Raw genomic sequence first — 24804 nt, 5'->3', positions numbered from 1 at the left:
CCTCAGGCGATGGATTTGGCGGCGTCTTTGATGGCGGAGCGAATGCGCTGATAGGTGCCGCATCGGCAGATATTGCCGCTCATGGCGTTATCGATATCGGCATCCGAAGGATTTTTATTCGTGCGCAGCAGCGCGGTGGCGCTCATGATCTGGCCGCTCTGGCAGTAGCCGCACTGCGGCACGTCGATCTTGACCCACGCATCCTGCACGGCCTTGCCGACTTTGTCGGTTTCCATCGCTTCGATGGTGGTGATCTTCTGCCCGGCGACGGCCGAAATCGGCGTCACGCAGGAGCGGGTCGGCTGGCCGTCCAGATGCACGGTGCAGGCGCCGCACAGCGCCATGCCGCAGCCAAACTTGGTGCCTGTCATATTCAGGTTATCACGCAGGGCCCACAGGATAGGCGTCGACGGATCGGCGTCCACCTGTACATCTTTACCATTGACGTTCAAAGTGATCATGCATGTCTCCCTGGTTTGGCTACGATTGTTATTGCTTAACCTTGCTGAACTTCTCTTCCAGCGTCTTGGTGTCGATGGCGCCCGGCACGCGCGAGCCGTCGGCGAAGAAAATCGCCGGCGTCCCCTGCACGCCCAGCTTGCGGCCCAGCGCCAGCACTTCATCGTTCGGCGACTCGCACGACGCGGCGGCGGCCGGAGCGGCTTTACCGCCGATCATCCAGTCGTCCCAGGCCTTGCCGCGATCCGCCGAGCACCAGATGTTCTTCGACTTGGCGAACGAATCGTCCGACAGGATGTTATACATGAAGGTGTAGATGGTGACGTTGTCGATTTCCTTCAGCGTGGTCTGGCGCAGGCGCTTGCAATAGCCGCAGTTCGGATCTTCGAACACCGCGATCACGCGCGAGCCGTCGCCCTTGACGGTCTTGATGGATTTATCCAGCGGCAGATCGGAGAACTTGATCTTCGAGATTTCCTCGATGCGCTCGCGCGTCAGGTCGGCGCCGGTGGTTAGGTTGAAGATATGGCCGTTGATCAGGTAGGTGGCGGTTTTGTCGGTGTACAGGATGTCGCTGCCGATGCGCACTTCATACAGGCCGCTGTACGGCGTTTCCTTGACCGAATCGACCTTGACGTTCACGCCCAGGCGCGGCTCGATCAGCTTCTTGATCGCCTCGGTGCTGGGCGGGGTTTGTGCGCCGACGCAGGACGCCATCAGCACGGACAAGGACAACAACGCGAACTTACTCTTTCTCATGACTTCTCCGGTAACTGCTGTTTCAACTGCCGATTACTTGCCCATCGCGTGGGAGATGAGGCGGCGCTTCAGCACAGGTAATTTATTCAACAAGTTTAATCCCAAATTGCGCACCACGCGCAGGGGCTCGATATCGGTCTCGAACAAGCGCGCCAGGCCGTCGGTGGTCAGCTGCATCAACAGCACGTCCTCCTTGCGCGCGCGTTCGTAGCGGGCCAGCACGCGGTCGTCGCCGATGCCGCGCTGCGGTTCGCGCTCGGACAGCGTCTTGACAAGTTGCGCCACATCGGCGAAGCCGAGGTTCATGCCATGGCCGGCCAGCGGATGGACCACGTGGGCGGCGTCGCCGATCAGGGCAACGCGCGGCGCGATCATGCTGTGCGGGCGCACCAGGCGCAATGGGAAATCGCGCACCAGTTCCGGCTGCAGCGGCGTCAGCGCGCCCAGCTTCTCCTGCGCGTAGACGGCCAGGCGGGCGGCGATCTGCGCGGCCGATTCGGTGCGCAGTGTATCGGCCAGTTGTTCCGGCGCGGACCACACCAGCGACACTTTATTACCGGGCAGCGGCAGCAGCGCCACGATGCCTTCTGCGCCGGTGAACCACTGGTAAGCGGCGCCGTGGTGCGGCAGTTCGCATGCGAAGTTGGAGACCACGGCGCACTGGTTATAGCTGCGGTAATCGAGGCCGATGTCGCACTGGCCGCGCACCCAGGACTGGGCGCCGTCGGCGCCGACCACCAGTGCGGCCTTGATGCTGGTGCCGTCGTCGAGGTGGATGCTGGCGCTGTCGTCGGCGCGCAGCAAGCCAGTGGCGCGGCCGCTGACCAGCTTCACGTTCTGGGCGAAGCGCAGCGCGGCGTCGAGCGCCTGGTTCAGGTTGCGGTCTTCCAGGATCCAGGTCAACGCATTGGTGTGGGCGCCGTAGGCGTCGAAGGCCAGCGCGCCGGCGTGAGGGCCGTCGCCCTGGACGATCATCGCATCGACCGGCGCCACGCGGGAGTGATCGAGCGCATCCCAGACCCGCAGGGACGACAACAGATGATGTGCGGTGTGATTGAGCGCGTAGACGCGCGCATCCCACCCCGGCTCGCCGGCCTGCTGCTGTAGCGACGGCGGCGGCGCCGTCGGCCCGAGCAAAGTCACACTCAGGCCGGCCTGGGCCAGGCCCAGCGCAGCGGTCTTGGCAATCGCGCCATTGCCAACGATGCAAATATCACTTTCGATCACGCGCAGCGCAGCGGGAGAGGTGGGCTTATTCATCCGGCCATTATAGCGTTTGTAGGAAACAGAATTTGCCCCTTGCGCTTTTTCCGGCAGATGCTATAATTCTGCTCCTTGGCCTGGTAGCTCAGTTGGTAGAGCAGAGGATTGAAAATCCTTGTGTCGGTGGTTCGATTCCGCCCCGGGCCACCAAGAATATAAAAAAACGCCACCTTCGGGTGGCGTTTTTGTTTCTACGACACATAGTCCTTGTGTCGATAGTCCTTGTATCGGCCCATTCCCGAGTCGAGCCCCCCCCCCCTCCCCCTCAAATATCGCTTCAAGTTAAACTGGCCCGAGTGAAAAGACACACACGACGGGAAAGATTGGTAGGCGTCAGACAGGCAACAGCCCTCTCTAGCCTTCATATGCCTCCCTTCACTCCGTACCCAGCCGAGGTGCCGACCTATGCAGCAATTCGATCAATCAAATGCGGGCGACATATAACCATGCCCACCAGAGCTAAGCCTTGAACCCAGAGCTCCTTGTAGTATTCCGCCCGCCTCTCGTTTAAGCCTTAAAACGCTTGTCAGAGCTGTGCAGCGCTCGTCAATGTTTCGCTGCAGATACTCAAATCCTCTCCGCTGAACTATACTCGGGTACGGTGTTCAGACATCTGCATTGGCGTCGGCGGGTGAGTTAACTTTGGGGGGATTTGCATGGACGAAGTACTGGTGCTACAAGAGCGAATTGACTTGGCCACGCGCATCGGCGAAAGTCATTATCGCGAGTTCAAAAGCGCTGTTGAAGGACCGCCAGAATCCAAAAGAAAGCGGCCTCCGAAGGATATTTGTGCCGATATCGCAAAAACGCTAGTTGCGTTTGCCAACTCCGATGGAGGCGAACTTTATGTCGGCATAGAAGACGACGGAACGATCTCTGGGCTACTGCACACTCCCGCCGAAATTGAATTGCTTCAGGGTGCATATAAAAGCCATGTGCATGGCGACACGCCCCTGCCACGCCCCCAGATCAGCCTCGTGGCAATCAACGACAAAACGGTCCTTTACTTCTCCATTTCAAAGGGCAATGATTTCGCATACCTAACGTCTGATGGCAAATGTCTAAAACGACTTGATTTGGAATCTGTACCTGTCGGAGCCGAGAAAATTCAGGCAGAACGGCTAGAACTTACGTCCCGCACTTGGGATCGCGCCATTGAGCACTCCGCAACGCTCGACAATTTGGATCTCCCCCTCTTACAACAAGTATCCAATCAGGTTGCATACGGCGTAACGGCGGAGAAATGTTTGCAACACCTTGGTCTCGCCGAATTTACCCCGTCAGGATTAAAACTAAAAGCAGCTGCACTATTGCTGTTTGCAAAAGACGTTCGGAATTTTCATCCAGGCTGCTTCGTTCGTATTTTTACGATTGGCGGCAAGGAACGGCGATCAGGTGGTGCTTTCAACGTCATGAAAGACGACATCGTATCGGACAATGTGCTCAAGTTGGTCGAAAGTGCATGGGAGCGCGTCAGCTATGCGCTGACAATGCACACCTCCTTAAGTGACCAAGCGCGCTTCAAACAAAGCTATTCCTACCCTCAGATCGCTTGCAGAGAGGCACTAATCAACGCCATCGTTCATCGTAACTACGCCATTCAAGGCCGCGGCATTGAAATCAGCATTTTCTCCGACCGATTAGAAATCGCAAGTCCAGGCAGGGTGCTTTCTACTATATCACTGGACGATATTCGAAAACTACGTGGGGCACATGAATCGCGAAATCCGTTGATTGCAAGGGTATTACGCGAGGTGGGATATGTTCGTGAAATGGGCGAAGGCATTCGCCGCATCTATGATGTCATGCGGAGCAATGCGCTGGCCGAACCAGACATACAAAGCAATGACGACAATTTCACCGTAACGCTTTTCCATCGATCACTGTATGATCCACGTGTAAAACTCTGGTTGTCCCTCTTCGAAGAATTCAAATTATCAGAAAATCAAACAGCCGTGCTGGCGTTAGGTTTTGAAGGCAAGGAATTTTCGACTCAAGACATCATTGACCGTCTAGGTATTGTGGACACCGATCAAGTTAGAGAAATTCTGACACCACTGCGTCAACTGAAGCTTGTCATACGCACAAAAAATGACACCAAAGCTATGTCTATATCAAAAGCGAGAAAGATCCCGAAACGCTCTGTGCCGATGTTCAAGGTCACCGCCAAGCCTGCTGACGCGTCAACCATGATCGACGAGGCCTCCATCGATGAATTGGGGGCAACTGCTCCATCGTCCGTGGAAGCTCAGCTGTATTTTAGTAATTTGAATTTTAACTCGACAGTAGAATCGATTTGCGGGATTCTTGAAGAAAAATATAGTGTCTTATCTGTCGATTTGCCGGAAAGCACTACACCGGGGCGCAATCGTGGCTTTGCCTTTGTGACAATTGAGGTGGTGAAAAGCCCTGAACGCGCCCTAGTGAAGGCATTACAGGGAATTGAGATCGATGGCCGAAAGGTCAATGTCAGGACCCGGCGGAAGTAAGGTCAACAGCTCTTTGCTATCTTATGTCTGCGAACGCACTCCTATTTCCGCAAATGTGGGGACTTCGGGAGACGGTAACCCTTATCCATGCAGGCGGCATGGATAAGGGGCAAACCAAGTCTTAGCGCGGCGTTTTATCCTTAACATAATGGCGTTTTCTTATCGTGTGCTGCCGTCGATCTCATCTGCGAACGATCAGACCGTCTCCACGTATTGATTAACGTCGCAACATGCCTACATCCCTTCGCCATCATCCCCCTCTAGTTCAAACGGTAATTGGAGAGTCTCATCATAGGCTGGTGCAATACGGTCCAGCTTAGTTTTGAAATCCACCCATTTCTCGCTGAGCTGCATAACTGTAGTAACACGGGTAATCAAATCCTTTAGACGTGGATCGCCAACATCTGGACTCAACAGTCGGTGTAACTGATGAGTAGGACGTCCTTCTGCATTTTTCTTGGCTTTCGCTTTTAATTCCAGCCACACCCCAGGAGCCAATCGGCGATAAATAATGTCATTTGTGAGATGTCCAAAATATGGAGGCCGCTTTACCGATGTGGGATCAAATGGAAGTCCTCGTAATCTAAACATCTCTTCATAGAAACTGGCTGGAAATTTCTTGACATATGGTTGAAGCTCTTTGGCCACGAATGCCTCCAAAATCTTCGCCAACGCATCGCGAGCTCGATCTTTCTGATAGCCTGTAGCCTCATCGACTAAGGCTATAATTCCGACTCGAGCAAACGCGCGTACGAGAATTTCGCATTGATCCGCGATCGCCGTCTGACGTGATGGAAGTTTGCCGGCACGACGGGCCGCCAACACCGTTTCGCAAATATCCGCCAAAATAATCGCTGGGTAACCATATGCTGCACGACCACCGTGCTGCGGACGGAACTGAATCGGAGCCCTCAGCACCGCCGTTAAGTTATTGATTTCAAATGGTTTTATGGCATCCGACTCAAAGAATGCGACGTGTCGCGCATCGCCGGTATTCGTTGAGCCAGTACTCATTCCTATACCAGCAATTAACCCCCGCTGCGAAAGAACCCGGGTCCCGTCCTCCAGCACGTAGCAAGGGATTTCAACATCACCAATCTTCAATGGTCGATCGACTGAGCCATGCGTTGCCTTGGGCAAGGACGAAAGCAACCTTTTTGCTTCTACGCCTTTTCTCGAAATTTCTTTAAGTTCGGCGGTACTGAGCTTAGCGGCACGCGCCACCCCACCTTTGGCTTTCCCTTGCGCCACTGGCTTCTCTAGTGGCTTTCCCGCCGACTTAGCTACCGGCTTTGTCGCTACCTTAACTACCGGCTTTGTCGCGGGCTTAGCTACCGGTTTTGTCGCTATCTTAGCTATCAGCTTTGTCGCGGGCTTCGCTACTGGCTTTGTCGCTGGCTTAGCTACCGGTTTTGCCAGCGCCTTCGCTGCCGGCTTCGCTTTCGCTGGTGAACTTACAAGAGATGGGAATGCAGGCTTTTTCATAAAAATCCTTACGCTTCATTGAAATGCAAGTATAAACCTGCATTTTTCAATCATGCAAGGAAAATCTTTAAAAGTAAGAATGAGGCTTATTTAAAACTATATGAGCTGAGGTGCTCCTAGCAGGGTCTGCAGTGTCGCGCCCGGGCGTCGCGCAAGCCTCACCCTCACCCTCACCCTCACATGCTTAGTGAAGCATAGGAATCCCAGCCCTCTCCCCATGGGCACAGTGAGATCGAGTAAGATTACTTTAAAGCTCAACAACAAACCAGCGCGAGAATCATATCTATGCCTACAGACATTCGACTTCTTTTGCGCAAGTGGGACTTTGATCTAGATTCCGCAACGCTGGGTCCCATCCGCTGTGCCAGCTTGGACGTGGTGACGACTTTTGCTGAGTTCGAGGAGCGAATCAAGGCCAACTCCATTGACAGCATCGAATTTGCGCGACGCGTGTTCCAGTCTGTAGCGCACAGGCTCACTGGCGACGAGACAGTAGATGCCGAGTGCGCCGGCCCGACACTGACAGACGACGAGGTGTCAGGCGTACCGGTCGATGAACTGGACGCATTTTGCAATCACCTGATTCTCCGGCTTCGCGGCACCAAGGCTCCAGATACAGCTGATAAGCAAACTCCATCAGGGTGCGAAGGACTCGCCAGCGCGATGAGTATCGCTATCGTTGCCAAGCGAGCGGCCAGAAAGAAAATGACGGACTCCATCAAAAAAAGCCTAACCGAGGCCTCTAACATCGAGGCCATCTTAAAACGCGACTATCAAGGCTTGATCGGCGGTGAGGCCGCCACGCAACGAGCCCTGAACGATTTTTTACGCACCGAAGAAATGATGAAAGCGGCGCGGCATGACGCAACTGCGGGATTCGGACTTCAAATCGTGGAGGACATTAAGCGCGCGGAAGAACAAAGGCGGTTAGCGATCGGGGCCTTTGTGGGACCTGGCAACGGTATTTTCGGCGCAGATGCTCTCGCCGCCGATGCATTATCTTTGAGAGCGATGATGGTCAATGCAATGGGCGGATCGTTTGCCGTACGGGATATGCAAGCAAGCCAAGGATATGACTTCGGAACATCGGCGATCAAGAACCTGGATTTTTACTCGAAATCCTTTGGCGGTGGTTTGGCCTCTGAAGCGAGCATGGCTGCCGCTATGGGTTCACTTCCAACGCTAGCAAGCAACCAAGCACTCCCGACTGAAAGCCACATGGAACGTTTTACGCCTCCAGCCTTCCATATAGCCACGAATCCGATCCACAAGACAAATGAGTTGGTGAGAAATCTACTAGCACATCAAAAAGAAGAAGCTGCCAAAGCAGAGGTAGACAAGGTGGAAGCTAAAATTGATTCTGGGGAGTCCAAACAGCTTGCCGCATCCGGCTTGTTCTACACAAGGGCCAGCTTTTGGACGACAGTTATTGCGTTCACTGTTCCATTCACTTGGGGTGTCTGGCTCTATGTAGACAGCAAAGCAGATGCCGCAAACGCTAAGGCAGAAGCGATCGAAAATGCAAAACGGGCAGAAGCTAAGATGGATCAACAACGGGCGGAATATTTGAATTTAATCGCGGTGGGCAACGAGCGGCAAGCGGCCTTAGAGAAAGCAGCCCAAAGAAATGGGCAGGCTTTTTCAGGGGGGCAGCGGACCAGCAATCGCAAGAAAGAATCGCCAAGCTCGGCCAAGCCCGACTAATTCAAGACCTCATTCTGCCATCCAGATATTCCTGCACTCCTCCTGGCGACGTAAGCATGCAAGAAGAAGGCAGGATCAACTTATTCGATTTTGCCCTCCGCCCCGATAGAGCAGCGTCATCTGCGGTGTCCCCGTCAAAAAGCAATCAAGCCACAGCGCTAGAATCGCACTTTCACGAACTCCCTTGGAGAGGGCAAGCATCACAACGATTTGATTCATTTTCTTTGCTTGCTGGCAACGTCTGCGGGCCGAACTAAGACCCAGCAACAGAAACTCGTCGCGTACTCAATCGCTGCAAATTCGAAGAAGTGTCTGAAACAAATTGCTGAGCACGACAAAGGTGCCACGCAGATGCCCAGTTCACTCACATGAAGTCCGCTGTTGAAAAATGGCGGGACGACGCATGAAGGCCTAAAAGGAGCTCCAGCCAACCGATTTAACTCGGCTTCGCTTCGGCAAAGAGGGTGAGGAACTTTAGTGCTGGACGCATACCCAAGCGATCAATGACCGAGCTCATTCGTACCGTACTAGGCGGGTGCTATGCTTGCTTACCGCACTTTGATAAACGGCATACAATATGGCCATACAGTCCTTTCGGTGCAAGCAGACCAAAAAGCTGTTCGAAGGAAAGGCCGTGCCGCGGTTCGCTAGCTTTCGAGCCAGCGCGGAACGTAAGCTTCAACTGCTGGACAGTGCAACCACCTTGGAGTTGTTACGCGTTCCGTCCGGAAATCATCTGGAAGCGCTCAGCGGCAAGCGCCAAGGGGAGTACAGCATTCGCATAAATGCGCAGTTCAGAATCTGCTTTGTCTGGACAGCGAACGGGCCGCAAGACGTGGAAATCACGGACTATCACTAACTGATCGAAGCTGCGAATGATGAAGAATGAAATGCGGCCCATCCATCCCGGTGAGATCTTACGGGAGGAGTTTCTTGCCCCGTTGGGGATGACGCCACACGCGCTATCGAAGGCGCTTCACGTCACGCCGTCGCGCGTCCATGACATCGTCAACGAAAAGCGTGGCGTAACCGCAGATACCGCGCTGCGGCTCGCTCGCTACTTCGGTGGCGATCCGCAGTCCTGGCTCAACCTGCAACAAGCCTACGATCTGAAAGTGGCCACCAGACAGGCCATGCACAAAATCGTCGATGAGATCAAGCCGCGCAACGCCGGTGGCGACAACGGCCAAGCATTGGCGGCGTGAGCGGCTAGCGCGCCGGCCGCAGTCTTGTTTAGAACCGATACACGACACCGCCGTACACCGAGAAACCATCCCCCGGATAGAAGTTGGCGGAGTCCAGTCCCCTGGCGTTATCGACCGTGCTGGCGGCGGAGGCATAGTGTTTATCGCCGAGATTGCGCAGATCAAGGTAGGCTTTCCACTTCTTGCCCGGTTCCTCATAGCCTAGCTTGGCGGCCCAGATCACGGCCGACGGCGCTTTCAGGCTGTTGGCATAGTCGACGTAATAGCCCGACAGCGCGCGGGTGCTGATGCCCGCATAAAAACCGCCAGCCCGCTGCAACAGCAACTCGCCCTGATACACCTGACGCGGCAAGCTTGGCAGTTCATTCGTGCCGTAGCGCGCATCACCCCGGTAGTAGAAATCGCTGAAGGTGTAGGCCTGGCGATAGCTCAGGCGATCCCCTGCACCGCTTTCCCACAACTTGGACGTCAACGCCGCTTCGATCCCTTGATGGATGGTCTTGCTGGCGTTTGAATTGGCAATCAGCGCATCGACACCCGCACTGGCCTGCCGCACCACCGTCGACAGCAATTCATCGTGCAGATAGGAACGGTAGACCGACAACGTCCCTTCATGATTGTAGTTGCCGGCCCGCAGACCCAGTTCCGCCGTGTTGGCCTTCTGCGGCTTGAGCGGACGGATATACGGAACGCCGGTACTGCCCATCTGCCACGTCACCGGTGGATCGATCGACCGCGATACGTTGCCGAACACCGCCAGTTCGGGCGTGGCCTGATAGCGGAAGCCGAGGCGCGGCGCGATGGCGTGTTCGTTGTAGCGCACGGCGCGCGGGAACAGCTCCGTCGTGGTCAGGATGGTGCGGTCGATATGCGCATCGCGGTCAACTTCGATGAACGACAGGCCGGACGACAAGGTGAACTGCTCGCTCCAACGCAACTCATTGGCGAACGACAGCACCGTGTCGCGCGATCCCGAGTAGACGGCGTACTGGCGTTCGTTCGAGCGAACGGCGGTCACGATGTTCTGGTTGTAGGCCGTGACATCGCCCTTCAGCAGGCGCGTATCGCTGAAGGCGATGGTGGTGTCGCTGGGCTTGCCGAACAAGGTGTCGCCGGTGCGCAGGTAGCGCAGCGACACGGAACCGTCGGTCGAACGCCAATCCTGCGGCGTGGTCGAATAACGCCAGCCGTTGTCCAGCGGATAGTTATTGTAGGCGAGGCCCAACTCCAGCTTGGCGCGGTCGTCCAGCGCGAACGTGGTCTTGCTGGTGATGAGCGTGGTGCCCTTTTTCCGCCGCGCGCTGGTGGTCGCGTTGCTCTGCTGCGGATCGGCCTCCAGCTGGGCCAGGGTGATCGTGCTGCCGTTACGCAGTTCCTCATTGCGATGGCGTATGGTCAAACGCGTCTGCACGCGGTCGCTGAAACGGTGGCCGAAATTGGCGACATATTCGTTGCCGCTGTTGGGCGTATCTCGCTGAAAACCATTGCGTTCGTTGCGGAAGTAAGCCAGGTAATAATCGGTATTGTTGTCGGCCGATACGCCGCCGGTGCTGAGCGCGTATTTACGATAGCCGAAGCTGCCGGCTTCAACGCCGACCGCACTGCCCGGCGACGAACGGCCGGTGTGCGTGACAAAGTTGATGGCGCCGCCGAGCGACAATGCCGCATACGAAAAAGCGTTGGCGCCGTTCAGGATCTCGGTGTAATCGAGCCCGTTCAAGGTCAGCAGGTCTTCCTGCGTGCCGCCGGGGCCGGTGATCGGCAGGCCGTCGTAAAGGTATTTGATGCCGAGCGAATAGCCCTGATAGAAGGCATTCAGCCCCGAGCCACGGATGGAAATCTTGTTGGCGCCGTTGCCGCTGGTGGCGGCGGCAAACACGCCGGGCTGATAGGCCAGCACATCTTCCGCATTGGCCGCGCGGCCGCGCTCCACGTCGGCGTTGTTCACGATGCTGACGGTCCCGGCAATCTCGTCGAGCCGGGCTTTGGCCTTGTCGGACGCGCTTTGCGACTTGCCTGCGACCACGACCGTGGCGCCGACCAGCGTTTCGTCTGCGGCGGCTGCGTCCGCTGCTTGGGTAACGCCGGCAGCCAGCCACAAGGCGGCGCCGACGCTGTATTTCATTTTGTTCACTTGATTCACTTGTCTTGTTCTCCGGACGGTGGTGCAAAAATGTGCCAGGAAGAAGTTACAACCTACAGACAAGTGAAACAAACAATAAAAACTTCGATCTAAAGCAGGGTGACTCTCATATCGACAGGCGCTAAATGCCTAAGCGTCCACTGCCTGCAGCGCCAGGTCCGCCATGGCGCGGATGCCGTCGTAGGACTTGGCGGACGCGATAAACCTGCCGTTGTGGCAGAAACCGGCATCGGCCACGCCGGTAACGGCTGCCAGCTCGGCATCGCGCAGTCCCGCCCAGGCTTCGGGCAAGTCGGCCCGTGCGATGAAATTCTCCGTGCTGGTGGGCACGGTGTGCAGCATGTAACGCTGCTCGGCGAGGTTGTGGCTGATGACGAACAGCACCTTGGGCATTTCCTTGCGGACCACTTGGCCCCACGGCAGCGCGCCGTTCTTCAGGAACAGCAGCTTGCCGTCCGCCAGCGCTTCCGATTGACGGACTTGCTCGACCGCCAGCATCGCGCCCAGCCGGTACCTTACCGCGTTGACCAGGACATTGGTCAGCATGGCCATCGCCATGCGGAACTGGTCCAGGCGGTAGGTGTCGGCCGCCTCGCCATAGCCCAGCCTTTGCTCATCGAGCCAGTTCGTATTGAAGCCCGAAACCACGGCCGACAGCCCATAGCCGCCGGGCGCGCTTTTCGCCGCGCCGACGTCGGACAAATCCAGGTATTGCACGATGTCGGCATCGATGGCGTAGGCAATATCGCGCGCCTTGTCTTCAGGAACCACCTGCCCAAGCTGCGCGGTGGCCAGCGCCATCACGCAGCGCGCGCCATACTCGCGCCACACCAGGCCAGCACTGGCGTAAGGAACACCGGTCTGCCGGGCGACATCGAAACCCTTCTGGTGATGGTCGAAACGGCCGGTGGGCGGATCGTAGACGCCGCCGACGTCGATCGCGAAATCGGCCGCCTCGATAACCGCCGGCTCGCGCGTCCGGACCAGTTCCGCATCGGGAAACAAGATATGCAGCACCGCGCAGGCCCAAGCATCGTCCGCGTGGAACTTGCCGCTGTGAGTGACTATGACCATGGTGTATCCAATCGTTGAGGCGAAAGGCACGATCATACTTGATCACACTTGTTTAGCGGTTCGCCCCCCGATTCCATCCTCTTCAAGCAATTGCCCGTTAGAATAACCACATGGACTCCCGCATAGCCGCCCCCGTGGCCAATTTTACCGACCTCCTGCTCGACGCCGTCTGCATGGTCGATATCCATGGACGCTTCGTGTTCGTCAGCGCCGCCTGCGAACGCGTGTTTGGCTATACCCAACAGGAAATGATCGGCCAGGCCATGATCAATTTCGTCGCGCCCGCAGACCGTGCGCGCACCCTGGCGGCGGCGCAGAACATCATGAATGGCAATTCCCATATCAATTTCGAAAACCGCTACCTGCGCAAGGACGGCAGCATCGCCCACATCATGTGGTCGGCGCGCTGGTCCGAGCCCGATCAGCTGCGCGTCGCGGTCGCGCGCGACGTCACGGCCCTGAAGCAAGCCCAGACCATGCAGGCGGTGCTGTACGCCATCTCCGAGGCGGCGAATGCCAGCGATGACCTGGCGGACCTGTTTCAGCGCAGCCACGCCATCCTCGGCGAGCTGCTGCCGGCCTCCGGCTTCGGCGTCGCCCTGCACGACGCCGCCAGCCAGCACCTGAATCTGACCTATTACGCCGACCACGGCCCGGTGCCCGACGCCGCCCTCATGCAGCTGCTGTGCGCGGAGGCGGTGCAGCGCGCTGCGCCGCTGCTGCTGCTGACCGGCGCCACCGAAGGCCTGGCGGCGCACTTGCAGGCTGCGGCGAACGCCATGGCCGGGACGGCGCTGGCGGTGCCCTTGACGACTTCCGAAGGCATCGTCGGCGCCATCGTGCTGCGCACCGGCACCCTCGACGCCGACGACCTGACGCGCGAGCGCGCCCTGTTGCTGTTCGTCGCGGACCAGCTCGCCGCCACCATCCAGCGCAAGCGGCTGCACGCGCAAATGCGCTTCATGGCCATGCACGATGAACTGACGCGCCTGCCGAACCGGCGCCTGTTCCACGACCGCTTCGACACCGCCCTCGTCCGCGCCAAGCGCCATCACGAGGGCATGTCCGTGCTGTTCATCGACCTCAACGGCTTCAAACGCGTCAATGACCGCTACGGCCACGTATGCGGCGACCGGCTACTGCAGCAGGTCGCGCTGCGCATCGCGTCGTGCCTGCGCACCAGCGACACGCTGGCGCGCCTGGGCGGCGATGAATTCGTCGTGCTGCTGGAGGAAATCGCCATCCCCTCGGATGCCGAACTGGTGATGGCCAAGATTCACCTGGCACTGAGGGCGCCCATCGAGGTTGCCGCAGGCTGCCAACTACAGACCTCGGTCAGCATCGGCCTGGCGCATTATCCCGTGCATGGCGACAATCGGCAGGCACTGGTGTCGCATGCGGATCAGGCCATGTACGCGGCCAAGGCCAGCGCGGCTGTTGCCGAAAAGAACTGAAAATCACTGCTCAGCGCCTCCGGCCTGCCGCCGCATCAGCCAGGCGAACAGCAAGCCGCCGGCATACATCAGTACGCCATACAGGGCGCCCGGCACCGCCATCTGGTCCTGCTGCAGCACGGTGCTGGCGATGACCATGGCCAGGGTTGCGTTCTGCACCGAGGTCTCGATACCGAGCGTGACCGACTGCTGGCGCGACAGGCGCGCGAGCCGCGCCATGCCGAAGCCGACCGCCAGCATCAGCAGGTTCAGCGCGATGGCGAACGGCGCCAGCGTGGCGAAATTATCGCGCAGCGCCGCCCAGTTCTTCAGCACCGCACCCAGCACGATCACGACAAACAGCACCGTGGCGATCCTGGTCGCCACCGGCTCGATGCGCAAGGCGTGCGCAGTCCACATCCGGCGCACGATCATGCCCAGCGCCACCGGCAGGCCCAGCATCACGAAGATCTGCCCCATCATCATGCCCACCGGCGCGCGCACCGTCTGGCTGGCGCCGGCGAAATGATCCAGCGCGAACGAGACGATCAGCGGCAGGGTGAAAATGGTGAGCACGCTGGCCACGGCGGTAAAGCTCAGCGCCAGCGCCACGTCGCCGCGCGCCAGGTAGGTCAGCAGATTGGAGGTGGTGCCGGTGGGACTGGCCGCCAGGATCATGAAGCCGACCGCGAACACGCCGGCCATGCCACTCACCTTGATCATCGCGAAGCACACCAGCGGCAGCAGGATGAAATGGCACACCACCCCCACCAGCAGGGCGCGCGGCTGGCGCACGATGCGCGCAAAGTCGGCCGGCGTCAGGCCCAGCCCCAGCGAGAACATGATCAGCGCCAGCGACAGCGGCAGCAGCACCGATGAAAGCAGATCTCCTTGCACGCGTTCCTCCATTGAATAGATGAATGACAAGGAATCATACTGTGTTTTAGTATCGCAACTTAATTATTAATCAAGCGCTTGAAAATCCTTGCAACGGCGGACGCCATGCTATGCTTTTTTCTTGCTTTCACCACCAAAGGAAAACATGACCCGCTCCCTCCCACTCCTGCTGTGCACCCTGCTGTGCGCCGCCCTGCCCGCCTTCGCTCAAGCCAAGGAACCGGCCACGCAGGAAAAGATGAACCAGCTGTACGCCGATTATTGGGAAGACTACCTGCGCGACAATCCGATCGCCGCCACCTTCAACGGCGACCAGCGCTACAACAACCGCTTCGGCGCCGTCACCTCGGCCGAGCAGCGCGCGCAAAGCCGCGCGCTGGCGGAAAAATACCTGGCGCGCAGCGCCCAGTTCGATCCCGCGCCGCTGCCGCCGGAAGACCGCATCAGCTATGACCTGCTGCGCTACCGACTGCAGGAAGTGCTGAATGGCCTGCGCTTCCCGACCGACCTGGCGCCGGTGGACCAGTTCTCCGGCCTGCACCTGACGCTGGCCCAGCTCGGTTCCGGCACCTCGGCGCAGCCGTTCCAGACCGTGCAGGACTACGACAACTGGCTGCAGCGCGCTGCCGGCTACGCCCCGGCGGTGGACGCCATGATGGTCGACATGCGCACCGGCATCGCCCAGGGCGTGGTGATGCCGAAGGCGCTGATCAGCCGCGTGCTGCCGCAGCTGGAAAACGTCGGCACCGACGACCTGGAAAAAAGCACCTACATGGGACCGGTCAAGAAATTCCCGGCCTCCTTCAGCGACGCCGACAAAGCGCGCCTGACCGACGCCTACGGCAAGCTGGTGCGCGAACAGCTGGCGCCCGCCAACCGCAAGCTGCTGGCCTTCATGCGCGACACCTACCTGCCGGCCGGCCGCGACACCGCCGGCATCGGCGCCCTGCCCGGCGGCCAGGACTGGTATGCCTTCCTGGCGCGCCGCTCGACCACCACCGCGCTGACGCCGGCGGAAATCCACGACATCGGCCTGCACGAAGTGGCGCGCATCCGTGCGCAGTTCGAGGAAGCCAAGGTCAAGGTCGGCTTCAAGGGCACGCTCAAGGAATTCTTCACGTATCTGAACACCGCGCCCGAGCTGCGCTTCAAGTCGCGCGACGAAATCCAGGCCGCGTATGAAGCCATGCGCCCGCGCGTGGAAGCCAAGGTCGGCCTGCTGTTCGCCAGCGTGCCGAAGGCGCCGTTCGAAATCCGTCCGGTCGAGGCGTTCCGCGAAGTGAGCGCCGCGCCGGCCTCCTACCAGCGCGGCTCGGTCGATGGCAAGCGTCCCGGCGTGTTCTACTTCAACGCCTACAAGCCGGAAACGCGCACGCGCTTCACCACCACCGCCTTCTTCCTGCACGAAGCGATTCCGGGCCACCACTTCGAGCGCAGCCTGGCGCAGGAAACGGCCGGCCTGCCGGCCTTCCGCCGCTTCGGCAGCAGCACCGCGTTCTCCGAAGGCTGGGGACTGTACAGCGAAATGCTGGGCCAGGAGATCGGCATGTATGACGATCCGTGGCAGTGGGTCGGTCGCCTGACGGCGGAAATCTGGCGCGGCGTGCGCCTGGTGGTCGACACCGGCATCCATTCGAAAGGCTGGACGCGCGAGCAGGCCATCGCCTACTTCAAGGACAACGTGCCGCAGGACGAGGTGACGGCGGTGCAGGAAGTCGAGCGCTACATCGCGGTGCCGGGCCAGGCCCTGAGCTACAAGATCGGCGAGCTGAAGCTGCGCGAACTGCGTGCGCGTGCGGAAAAAGCGCTGGGCAAAGGCTTCGACCTGCGCGCCTTCCACAACGAGGTTCTGTCGCACGGATCGGTGCCGCTGGACGTGCTCGATGCTGCGGTGGACCGCTGGATCGCCGGTCAAAAGAAAGGCTGAGTCTCCAAAAAACCACGCTGCCGCTTTTGTTTGTGCATCGCACAATTTTTGTATCCCGGGCTGGCCCACATCATCTAGAATGGTTGTATTTTCATCATGAGATGGGCAAGCTATGAAACGGGTAATCTTCAATCAAAAAGGTGGCGTGGGCAAATCGACCATTGCGGTCAACCTGGCGGCCATCGCTGCCAGCCAGGGCAAACGCACCCTCTTGATCGACATCGACCCGCAGTGCAATTCCAGCCGCTATCTGCTGGGCGCGGCGGCGCAGGAGGCCGTGCCGACGCTGGGCGCCTACTTCGAGCAGGTGCTCAGCTTCAGCATGTTTGCCCAGCCGGCCAGCTACTACGTCCATGCGACGCCGTTTGAAAACCTGTCCGTCATCGTGTCTCATCCCGAACTGGGCGACCTGCAGTCCAAGCTGGAATCGCGCAACAAGATCTACAAGCTGCGCGACCTGCTGCGGGAGCTGGCCAAGGAATACGACGAAATCTTCGTCGACACCCCGCCCGCCTACAACTTCTTCAGCCAGTCCGCCCTGATCGCGGCCGACAGCTGCCTGATCCCCTTCGACTGCGACGATTTTTCGCGCCAGGCCCTGTACACCCTGATCAACAACGTCAAGGAAATCAAGGCCGATCACAACGCCGACCTGGCCATCGAAGGCATCGTGGTCAACCAGTTCCAGCCGCGCGCCCTGCTGCCGCAGCGCATGGTCGATCAACTGAAGGAAGAAGGCTTGCCGGTGTTCGACAACAAGCTATCGAGTTCGATCCGCATCCGCGAATCGCACGAGCGCAACCTGCCGATGATTCACCTCGACCGCAGCCATAAACTGAGCCAGGAATATCTGGCGCTGTACGGCGAACTGCAACCAGCTTAAGCGGCGCGGCCCAGAACCGGCTGTAGAATGGGCTGCACGATTACCGCCCAGGAGCCGCCTTGTCCAAACTACCGCCGCTGCTTGCCCTGCTCTTTGTCGCCGCCACCTCCTCCGCCGCAGAGCGCCACATCCCCTTCTGGCCGAACGCCGTGCCGGAGGCGATACACGCCGCAGTAGACGGCCAGGCCGCGCTGGAAAGCGTGCGCGCGCTGGGCCGCTTCCATCGCGTGCACGGTTCGCCGGGCTACGCCGCCGCCGCGCAGTGGATGCAGGAACAGGCCCGCGCCGCCGGCATGCGCGACGCCACGGTCGAACACTTCCCCGCCGACGGCAGCACGCAGTACGCGCACTTCCGCAGCTATCTCGGTTGGGATGCGCAGGATGCACGGCTCGATGAAATCTCGCCGCAGGCGCGGCCCGTGGCCCGCTTCCCGCAACTGCCGGTCGCGCTGGCCGACTACAGCCAGGACGCCGACGTCAAGGCGCAGCTGGTCGGCGTGGGCGCAGGCGCCGCCGCCCAGGATTACGAGGGCAAGGAAGTCAAGGGCAGGCTGGTGCTGGCCAGCGGCCCGCTGGCCTTGGTGCATCGGCTGGCGGTGGAGGAACGCGGCGCGCTCGGCATCCTGTCCGATTATCCGAACCAGACCAGCGCCTGGTCCGGCGACGATACGGACCTGGTGCGCTGGGGCCACCTGTCGCCCTACCAGAAGCAGAACCGCTTCGCCTTCATGCTATCCAAGCGCCAGGCCAATGCCTACCGTGCGCGCCTGGCCGCCGGCGAAGCCATCACGCTGCATGCGCAGGTACGCGCCAGCATGAAGCCCGCCACTTTCGACGTCGTCAGCGCCACCATTCCCGGCACCGATCCCGATGCCGGCGAAGTGATACTGACCGCGCACCTGTGCCACCAGTCGGCCGGCGCCAACGACAACGCCTCCGGCAGCGCCGCCATCCTGCAGGTGGCGCGCACGCTCAACCAGGCCATCCAGTCCGGCGCCATCGCCCGTCCGCGTTTGAGCATCCGCTTTTTGTGGACGCCGGAGATCGCCGGTTCGCAAGCGTGGCTGGCACGCCATCCGGAACTCAAGGGCCGCATCGTCGGCGGCATCCACATGGACATGGTGGGTGCGCTGCTGGGCGCCACGCACAGCACCTTCCACCTGTCGCGCACCGCGCAAACGCTGCCGCATGTGCTCAACGATATCGGCCAGGCCTTCTTCGAGCAGGTCAGCACCGCCTCGGCGCGCTACGCGGAGCGCGGCGGCGACGGCTACGCCGGCTTCGTCACGCCGGGCGCCTCGCGCGACCTGTTCCTCGGCGATGTGCGCAACGTGGAACTGGGCAGCGATCATGAAGTATTCCAGTCCGCCGGCTGGGGCGTGCCGATGCTGTACTTTCACGACTGGCCGGACGTCACCATCCACACCAACAAGGACCAGCCGGAAAACCTGGACGCCACCAAGCTGGGACGCGTGACCTATCTCGGCGCCGGCATCGCCTACACGCTGGCGGCGCTGCCGGAGACGGAGGCGCCGCGCCTGTTGGCGGTCAATCGCTATCAGGGCGAGCAGCAGCTGGCGCAAGCGCGCCTGCGCGCTGCGCTGGACGACGACGCCCGCGACGGCGCGCTGGCCGTGCGCGAAACGCTGGCGATGAATGCCGCCAGCCTGCAATCGCTGGCGCGGCGCTGGCCCTCGACAGCCGCCGCCACGCGTGCGCTGACGGAACAGATCAAGGTGCAGCAAGCGGCCCTGCCGCTGCCGGTAAAAGGGAACCAGCGCGATACGCGCGTGCCGCTGCCGTCGCCGGCCATACAAGGCCCGCTGGGCGTCTACTACTACGATCATGTGGAAGAAATGGAAAAGGCGCGCGGTCTCAGCGCCGCGCCGCTACCGGCCTACGACGGCGACACCGGCCTGCTGCTGTACGAAGCCATGAACCTGGCCGACGGCCGCCGCAGCGTCGGCGACATCCGCGACATCCTCAGCGGCCGTTATGCGCCGGTGCCGCAGGCGCTGCTGGCCGCCCACTTCGAACGGCTGGCGGCGGCGGGCATCCTGCGCTGGCAGTGATGCCCGCCACTGATTACCACATCAGGTCATCAGGGATCTTGAAGTCGGCGTAAGGATCATCCTCCTCCACCTCGGTGGTGGCCTGCTTGACGCGCACCACGATGTCCGGATTGCGCTGGGCGATCTTGTCGGCGAACACGCGCGGCACCAGCTCGTAGCTGCCGCCGTCGCCGACGATCACCAGACGTCCCGCCACCAGGTGCTCGCGCACGGCGGCGGTCACGTAAATGCGTTCGATCTTGGTGCCGAAGGTGAAGTTGTAGGCGATGTCGCCGTTGTGGCCCTTGCTCTGCTTATTCTGCTGCACCATCTGCGTGATCTGCGCGGCGATGGCCTTCTGCTGCGCGGCGGCGTCGCGCTGGGCGTTGGCCAGGCGCGCCTTCTCGGCATTGACGCGCTGCAGTTCCAGCGCGGCCAGGCGCGCCTCGTCCACGGTCTCCGTGCCGCTGCGGCGCTCTTCTTTTTTCTGCTTGCTCTTGTTCTGATTGGCGACTTTGACTTTGTTCTTGTCGACCAAACCGGCTTTTAACAACTGATCTGCCAGTCCCATGTTGCCACTCCTTATAAACGAAGGCGATAGCATACCATTCCGCTGGACAGTATCGGGCATCTGCGCTATCGTTATTTTTTAAGCAACGGTGGCTTGTATGAAACTAGCTAGCATTTTCCTCGCTTGCCTCCTCGCCGCCGGCGCTGCGCAGGCGGCCCACACCGCGCCCATCCCGGTCGAGCAATTCTTCAACAAGCCCGCAGTGACCGGCGCCAGCATCTCGCCCGACGGCCGGCACGTCGCGCTGCGCATGACCTCACCGGCGGGACGCAGCATGTTGAACGTGATCGACGCCGACGCGCGCACGCAGAAAATCGTCGCCAATTTCCGCAACGCCGACGTCGACATGTTTTACTGGCAGAGCGATCAGCGGCTCATCTACAGTACCGTCAATGTCGATCACGGCGGCGACATCGGCAATCCCGGCCTGTACGCTGTGGACCGCGACGGCAAGCGTTTCAAGACCTTGTCGCGCACCATCGAACGCCAGCGCTCTTTCGCCGACGGCTACCGCGGCGGCAGCAACTACCTGTCCGCGCCCACCATCAACGGCTTCCCGTACCGGAAATCCGAATCCATGTTCGTGATCGCCAACACCGACGACGAAGTCTCTCTGGCGCTCATCGGCACGCACGACGGCAGGATTTTTCCCGTGCACGCGCCACGCAGGACCTACCGCTGGCTGTCCGATCCGAACGGCGACATTCGTGTCGCCGTCACCCGCATCAACGGCAAGGACGTCATGCACTTCAAGGACGAGGGAGGCTGGCGCGAACTGGCCTCGTTCGACCCCGACTCCGCCGGCCGCCTGCAACCATTGCTGTATGAGGACGGCAAATTGTATGTGCGGGCCTTCAACGGCAAGAACGAATCATCCATCTATCTGTACGACGTGACCACCAACAAGCTGGGCGAACAGCCGGTGATCACAGTGCCCGGCTACGACGCCGAAGGATACTTCACCGTCAATGACGTCAAGGCACTCGGCTTTCGCGTCGATGCGGGTTCCGAAACCACCATCTGGTTCGACGAATCCATGAAAGCGCTGCAGCGCGAAGTCGATGCCCTGCTGCCCGGCGACGTCAACATCATCAGCTACGGCGCGCACAGCGAAACACCGCATGTGCTGATCGATACCTACAACGACACCCAGGGTCATCTCTACCTGCTGTTCAACCGCGACACCAAGAAGATACTGAACCTCGGCGAAGCGCGCCCCGGCCTCGATGCGACGCGGATGTCGCGCATGGCCATGGTGCGCTACCCGGCGCGCGACGGCCTGCAGATTCCCGCCTACCTCACCCTGCCGGCCGGCGGACCGAAAAAATCCCTGCCCACCATCGTGCTGGTCAGCGATCCGCAATGGCAGCGCACCGACCGTTGGCAATGGAATGCCGAAGTGCAGTTCCTGGCCTCGCGCGGCTACGCCGTGCTGCAGCCGCAGACACGCGGCATGCCCGGCTTCGGCCGCGCGCACGAAGCGGCGGGCGCCAAGCAATGGGGCCTGGCGATGCAGGACGATATCGCCGATGCCGTCAAATGGTCGGTGGCGCAGGGTCACACCGATCCCGCGCGCGTCTGCATTGCCGGCACGGGCTACGGCGGCTATGCGGCCATGATGGGATTGATCCGCGACCCGGCGCTGTTCAAGTGTGGCGTCAGCTGGTCCGGTATCACCGACATCACCTCCATGTTCAACCGCGACTGGAAAGATACGGCGGGATCTCTCGCGCTGTCGCAGCTACGCGCGATGGTGGGCGATCCCAAGGCCGATGCCGAGCAGTTCCAAGCCACCTCGCCGCTGCACAACGCCGCCCGCATCAAACAGCCGGTGCTGCTCGCCTACGGCAAGGAAGATGGCCGGGTGCCGTTCAGCGATGGCCGCAAGTTTTACCAGGCGCTATCCGCGACCAACCCGCAAGTGGAATGGCTGGAATACACGCCGAGCGTGGAAGACTGGAAGACCCAGGGCAACAGCATCGATCTGTGGCGGCGCATCGAGGCCTTCCTCGGCAAGCATCTCGGCGCCGCTACGCCTGGTTCTTGAAGAACTTCTCCGGCGAGATGCGGATGGCGGCGCCGGTCGGGCAGGCGCGCACGCAGGACGGGCCGCCTTTCAGATCCTTGCACAGATCGCACTTGACGGCCTTCTTCTGCACCGCCGGATCGTAATCGGCCTGGCGCTCGCCCGGCGTGGCGCCGAGGCCGAACAGCAGCCACGATAAGCCGCCGCCGCGCTTGGGCGGCTTGTCCACCGCCATCTGGATCACGCCGTAAGGGCAATTGCGCTCACAGTTGCCGCAGCCGATGCAGGCGTCGCTGATGAACACTTCCCCTTGCAGCGAACGGCCGATGGCGTCCGGCGGGCAGTCCTTCATACAGTGCGGGTTCTCGCAGTGTCGACAGGCGGTCGGCAGGTGGATGTTGGCGAAGGTCGGACCCAGCGCGCGTTTCAACCGCGACGTACCGTTATGCGTTTCCGCACACGCCGTCTCGCAGTTATTACACTGGATGCACATGGTCTCGTTGATCAGCAGGACGTCGGACGCCTCGCCCACGCCCTGCCCCAGCAGGAACTGCATCAACTCGCCGTCGCGGCTCTTGGTGTGCTCCAGCAGCACGTTCTGCTCCGTGCGCGAGATCACCTGGTCCTCGACCGACTTGCGCCAGCTTGGATTGGCGATCAGCTGGTCGCGCACCGTCTCCGCATCCAGCACCAGCGCTTCGGTCAGCACCGTGGCCGTCACGGTGGCGCTGCGCGGCGCATCGCGTAGGAGCGCCATCTCGCCGACGTAATTGCCAGCGGCGACATACGACAGGATACGCTCGCCGCCGCGCACATCGTCCTTGCGCGATACCGTCACCGAGCCGCGGCGGATCAGATACATGCCGTCCGCGCTGTCGCCTTCCTTGAACAGCACCTGTTTGGCCTCGTAGCGTTTCACCGTCACGCCGCCGGCCACCAGCGCATCGATGGCGGTGCGCGACAGCATATTGCCAAGGTAGTTGTAGATCGCGTTGCGCACGAAGACCATGTCCATGCGCTTGCGCACATCGTCCACCGAAGCGATCAGCTTGAGCATGGTGCGGCGCGGCGTTTCCATCAGCACGCAACCCTGGCCGGCGCGGATGGTGGCGGTACGGCGACGGCCGGAGATCAGGCCCATCTCGCCGAAATACTGCCCCTTGTCGAGTTTAATCTGGCGCACCTTGCCGTCGTTGCCGGTCAGTTCGATCTCCACCGTGCCATCCAAAATCGAATAGAAGGTGTTGGTGTAGTCGAACTTGCGGAAAATGATGTCGCCCTTCTTCGGCGTCAGCAAAGTCGAATCGAGCATGAACTCGCGCAGCTGCAGCGTGGTCACCTGGTTAAACAGCGGCACGCCGGCCTTGATCTCGTCGATCACCTGCGACACCTGCGTGTTCGGACGCCAGGGCGCCAGCTTCGCGCGCAGCAGGTCTTCGTCCACCGGTTGCACCGGCTTGCCGACGATGGTCTGCACCACCTCGTAGCCCTGGTTCATGGCCTGCTTGATCAGCGGGTAGCCGCCCAGCGCACCGACGATGTACAGCCCCGGCACGTTGGATTCATAGGAGTCCGACAGCGCCGGCGTGGACGCTGGATTCGCGTTCGGGAACACCACGCCGAAACTTTCGATCAACTTGCGCGGCGGCGTCGCGCCAAGGCGTGCGATCACGCGGTGCGCATGCACCGATTCCTCGCCGTGCTTGCCGTTGAAGACAAACAGCAGAGGCGTATCGTCCGCCGTCTCGATGTACTTGGTGGAAGCGCTGTAGCGCACCTTGATCTTGCCGCTGCGTTCAGCGGCCGTGATCAGCACCCGGTTGCCTTCCTTGCAGGTGGCGAATTCCTCCTGGCGGTTCAGGATATAGACGGTATTCTTCTCGGCCAGCGCCAGCGCGTTCTCGATGCCGGCGTCGCCCGCGCCGACCACCACGATGGTCTCGCCCGAGTACTCGTCCGGATCGGACAGCGTGTACTGCACCTGCGGCAGGTCTTCGCCCGGCACGCCCAGCTTGCGGATATTCCCTTGCAGGCCGATGGCCAGGATCACCGCCTTCGAACGCCACGTCAGCGCACCGCCGCCGTTGCTCTGCGTGGTCAAGGTGAAGATGCCAGTGTCGGCGTCGCGCACGATGGCGCTGACGCGCTGGCCGTTCACCACGTTGACGTCCTGGCTGCCCATCTCCTCGTTCCAGGTCGAGAGCAGCATCTCGCGCTTGCCGGCGCCGAAACTGAGGTCGCTGCGCAGCGGCAGGATGCCCGGTTCGGCCATCACGTGCTTGCCCTTCTGGTACTGGTAGATGGTGTCGGATAAATGCGGCTGTGCTTCCAGCAGCACGTGGCGCACGCCCAGCGCCTCGGCGCGGGCGGCGGCCGACAGGCCGGCCGGCCCGGAGCCGACGATAACGATCTCGTACAGTTCAGTAGCGTCCATG

18 protein-coding genes and 1 tRNA gene are annotated in these 24804 nt (G+C 60.5%); 10 read left to right on the top strand and 9 right to left on the bottom strand.

Annotated elements, in window-relative coordinates; translation table 11 throughout:
* Window positions 1–2 precede the first annotated feature (2 nt).
* The 3 genes from ACXZ1M_RS17020 to ACXZ1M_RS17010 are packed head-to-tail and all read right to left on the bottom strand — an operon-like array spanning window position 3 to window position 2478.
* Complete coding sequence (locus ACXZ1M_RS17020) at window positions 3–461, bottom strand: (2Fe-2S)-binding protein (protein WP_373990404.1); 459 nt, start codon at window positions 459–461, stop codon at window positions 3–5.
* A gap of 28 nt (window positions 462–489) precedes the next feature.
* Window positions 490–1218, bottom strand: a complete 729-nt coding sequence (locus tag ACXZ1M_RS17015; RefSeq protein ID WP_459048848.1) for a DsbC family protein — start codon at window positions 1216–1218, stop codon at window positions 490–492.
* Between the two features lie 33 nt (window positions 1219–1251).
* Window positions 1252–2478: an FAD-dependent monooxygenase gene (locus ACXZ1M_RS17010; RefSeq protein WP_459048847.1), complete on the bottom strand. Its 1227-nt coding sequence runs from the start codon at window positions 2476–2478 to the stop codon at window positions 1252–1254.
* A 77-nt stretch (window positions 2479–2555) separates the two neighbouring features.
* Here ACXZ1M_RS17010 and ACXZ1M_RS17005 point away from each other — a divergent pair.
* Both ACXZ1M_RS17005 and ACXZ1M_RS17000 read left to right on the top strand, forming a co-directional pair.
* Window positions 2556–2631: transfer RNA gene (locus ACXZ1M_RS17005), tRNA-Phe, on the top strand.
* A 506-nt stretch (window positions 2632–3137) separates the two neighbouring features.
* Window positions 3138–4970, top strand: coding sequence for an ATP-binding protein (locus ACXZ1M_RS17000; protein WP_459048846.1), 1833 nt, complete (start codon window positions 3138–3140; stop codon window positions 4968–4970).
* 234 nt (window positions 4971–5204) lie between these two features.
* On the opposite strand, the gene ACXZ1M_RS16995 is transcribed toward ACXZ1M_RS17000, so the two are convergent.
* A complete protein-coding gene (locus tag ACXZ1M_RS16995; protein WP_459048845.1) occupies window positions 5205–6455 on the bottom strand; it encodes a P63C domain-containing protein in 1251 nt (416 codons plus the stop codon).
* Window positions 6456–6740: 285 nt separating this feature from the next.
* Here ACXZ1M_RS16995 and ACXZ1M_RS16990 point away from each other — a divergent pair, with 285 nt between their 5' ends.
* The 3 genes from ACXZ1M_RS16990 to ACXZ1M_RS16980 all read left to right on the top strand — a co-directional run bounded on the left by ACXZ1M_RS16990 (window position 6741) and on the right by ACXZ1M_RS16980 (window position 9364).
* On the top strand, window positions 6741–8159 hold the full coding sequence (locus ACXZ1M_RS16990) for a hypothetical protein (RefSeq protein WP_459048844.1): 1419 nt from the start codon (window positions 6741–6743) through the stop codon (window positions 8157–8159).
* Between the two features lie 577 nt (window positions 8160–8736).
* The gene (locus ACXZ1M_RS16985; protein ID WP_459048843.1) at window positions 8737–9018 is read left to right on the top strand and encodes a type II toxin-antitoxin system RelE/ParE family toxin; all 282 of its coding nucleotides are present in this window, start codon (window positions 8737–8739) and stop codon (window positions 9016–9018) included.
* 16 nt (window positions 9019–9034) lie between these two features.
* Entirely contained in the window at window positions 9035–9364 is a 330-nt protein-coding gene (locus ACXZ1M_RS16980; protein WP_459048842.1) for a HigA family addiction module antitoxin, read from the top strand.
* Window positions 9365–9392: 28 nt separating this feature from the next.
* Here the strand turns inward: ACXZ1M_RS16980 and ACXZ1M_RS16975 are convergent, their stop codons facing one another.
* Window positions 9393–11489, bottom strand: coding sequence for a TonB-dependent receptor family protein (locus ACXZ1M_RS16975; protein ID WP_459054031.1), 2097 nt, complete (start codon window positions 11487–11489; stop codon window positions 9393–9395).
* 147 nt (window positions 11490–11636) lie between these two features.
* Window positions 11637–12581: an MYG1 family protein gene (locus ACXZ1M_RS16970; RefSeq protein WP_459048841.1), complete on the bottom strand. Its 945-nt coding sequence runs from the start codon at window positions 12579–12581 to the stop codon at window positions 11637–11639.
* Between the two features lie 110 nt (window positions 12582–12691).
* On the opposite strand from ACXZ1M_RS16970, the gene ACXZ1M_RS16965 reads away from it, so the two are divergent.
* Window positions 12692–14035, top strand: a complete 1344-nt coding sequence (locus ACXZ1M_RS16965; RefSeq protein WP_459048840.1) for a diguanylate cyclase domain-containing protein — start codon at window positions 12692–12694, stop codon at window positions 14033–14035.
* 3 nt (window positions 14036–14038) lie between these two features.
* Here ACXZ1M_RS16965 and ACXZ1M_RS16960 read toward each other — a convergent pair whose 3' ends face one another.
* Complete coding sequence (locus ACXZ1M_RS16960) at window positions 14039–14911, bottom strand: bile acid:sodium symporter family protein (RefSeq protein WP_459048839.1); 873 nt, start codon at window positions 14909–14911, stop codon at window positions 14039–14041.
* Between the two features lie 145 nt (window positions 14912–15056).
* Between ACXZ1M_RS16960 and ACXZ1M_RS16955 the strand changes: the two genes are divergently transcribed.
* The 3 genes from ACXZ1M_RS16955 to ACXZ1M_RS16945 all read left to right on the top strand — a co-directional run bounded on the left by ACXZ1M_RS16955 (window position 15057) and on the right by ACXZ1M_RS16945 (window position 19793).
* A complete protein-coding gene (locus ACXZ1M_RS16955) occupies window positions 15057–16838 on the top strand; it encodes a DUF885 domain-containing protein (protein WP_459048838.1) in 1782 nt (593 codons plus the stop codon).
* Window positions 16839–16950: 112 nt separating this feature from the next.
* Window positions 16951–17721: a ParA family protein gene (locus ACXZ1M_RS16950; protein ID WP_459048837.1), complete on the top strand. Its 771-nt coding sequence runs from the start codon at window positions 16951–16953 to the stop codon at window positions 17719–17721.
* A gap of 59 nt (window positions 17722–17780) precedes the next feature.
* A complete protein-coding gene (locus ACXZ1M_RS16945) occupies window positions 17781–19793 on the top strand; it encodes a DUF4910 domain-containing protein (RefSeq protein ID WP_459048836.1) in 2013 nt (670 codons plus the stop codon).
* A 13-nt stretch (window positions 19794–19806) separates the two neighbouring features.
* On the opposite strand, the gene ACXZ1M_RS16940 is transcribed toward ACXZ1M_RS16945, so the two are convergent.
* Entirely contained in the window at window positions 19807–20343 is a 537-nt protein-coding gene (locus tag ACXZ1M_RS16940) for a DUF2058 domain-containing protein (RefSeq protein ID WP_459048835.1), read from the bottom strand.
* 97 nt (window positions 20344–20440) lie between these two features.
* Between ACXZ1M_RS16940 and ACXZ1M_RS16935 the strand changes: the two genes are divergently transcribed.
* Window positions 20441–22390, top strand: coding sequence for a S9 family peptidase (locus tag ACXZ1M_RS16935; RefSeq protein ID WP_459048834.1), 1950 nt, complete (start codon window positions 20441–20443; stop codon window positions 22388–22390).
* Here the strand turns inward: ACXZ1M_RS16935 and ACXZ1M_RS16930 are convergent.
* Entirely contained in the window at window positions 22374–24803 is a 2430-nt protein-coding gene (locus ACXZ1M_RS16930; RefSeq protein WP_459048833.1) for a cyclic nucleotide-binding domain-containing protein, read from the bottom strand. The genes ACXZ1M_RS16935 and ACXZ1M_RS16930 overlap by 17 nt on opposite strands.
* Window position 24804: the final 1 nt, after the last annotated feature.

It is taken from the genome of Duganella paludis (genome assembly GCF_054461335.1).
The sequence above is the reverse complement of the archived record's forward strand: the minus strand, read 5'-3'. Positions and strand labels throughout refer to the sequence as shown.

What these genes read in the sequence shown, in the direction of transcription:
- ACXZ1M_RS16975 (WP_459054031.1), bottom strand. Translation starts at nt 11,489, where the DNA reads ATGAAATACAGCGTCGGCGCCGCCTTGTGGCTGGCTGCCGGCGTTACC.
- ACXZ1M_RS16995 (WP_459048845.1), bottom strand. Translation starts at nt 6,455, where the DNA reads ATGAAAAAGCCTGCATTCCCATCTCTTGTAAGTTCACCAGCGAAAGCG.
- ACXZ1M_RS16965 (WP_459048840.1), top strand. Translation starts at nt 12,692, where the DNA reads ATGGACTCCCGCATAGCCGCCCCCGTGGCCAATTTTACCGACCTCCTG.
- ACXZ1M_RS16930 (WP_459048833.1), bottom strand. Translation starts at nt 24,803, where the DNA reads ATGGACGCTACTGAACTGTACGAGATCGTTATCGTCGGCTCCGGGCCG.
- ACXZ1M_RS16940 (WP_459048835.1), bottom strand. Translation starts at nt 20,343, where the DNA reads ATGGGACTGGCAGATCAGTTGTTAAAAGCCGGTTTGGTCGACAAGAAC.
- ACXZ1M_RS16980 (WP_459048842.1), top strand. Translation starts at nt 9,035, where the DNA reads ATGATGAAGAATGAAATGCGGCCCATCCATCCCGGTGAGATCTTACGG.
- ACXZ1M_RS17000 (WP_459048846.1), top strand. Translation starts at nt 3,138, where the DNA reads ATGGACGAAGTACTGGTGCTACAAGAGCGAATTGACTTGGCCACGCGC.
- ACXZ1M_RS17020 (WP_373990404.1), bottom strand. Translation starts at nt 461, where the DNA reads ATGATCACTTTGAACGTCAATGGTAAAGATGTACAGGTGGACGCCGAT.
- ACXZ1M_RS16990 (WP_459048844.1), top strand. Translation starts at nt 6,741, where the DNA reads ATGCCTACAGACATTCGACTTCTTTTGCGCAAGTGGGACTTTGATCTA.
- ACXZ1M_RS16985 (WP_459048843.1), top strand. Translation starts at nt 8,737, where the DNA reads ATGGCCATACAGTCCTTTCGGTGCAAGCAGACCAAAAAGCTGTTCGAA.
- ACXZ1M_RS16970 (WP_459048841.1), bottom strand. Translation starts at nt 12,581, where the DNA reads ATGGTCATAGTCACTCACAGCGGCAAGTTCCACGCGGACGATGCTTGG.
- ACXZ1M_RS17010 (WP_459048847.1), bottom strand. Translation starts at nt 2,478, where the DNA reads ATGAATAAGCCCACCTCTCCCGCTGCGCTGCGCGTGATCGAAAGTGAT.
- ACXZ1M_RS17015 (WP_459048848.1), bottom strand. Translation starts at nt 1,218, where the DNA reads ATGAGAAAGAGTAAGTTCGCGTTGTTGTCCTTGTCCGTGCTGATGGCG.
- ACXZ1M_RS16935 (WP_459048834.1), top strand. Translation starts at nt 20,441, where the DNA reads ATGAAACTAGCTAGCATTTTCCTCGCTTGCCTCCTCGCCGCCGGCGCT.
- ACXZ1M_RS16955 (WP_459048838.1), top strand. Translation starts at nt 15,057, where the DNA reads ATGACCCGCTCCCTCCCACTCCTGCTGTGCACCCTGCTGTGCGCCGCC.
- ACXZ1M_RS16950 (WP_459048837.1), top strand. Translation starts at nt 16,951, where the DNA reads ATGAAACGGGTAATCTTCAATCAAAAAGGTGGCGTGGGCAAATCGACC.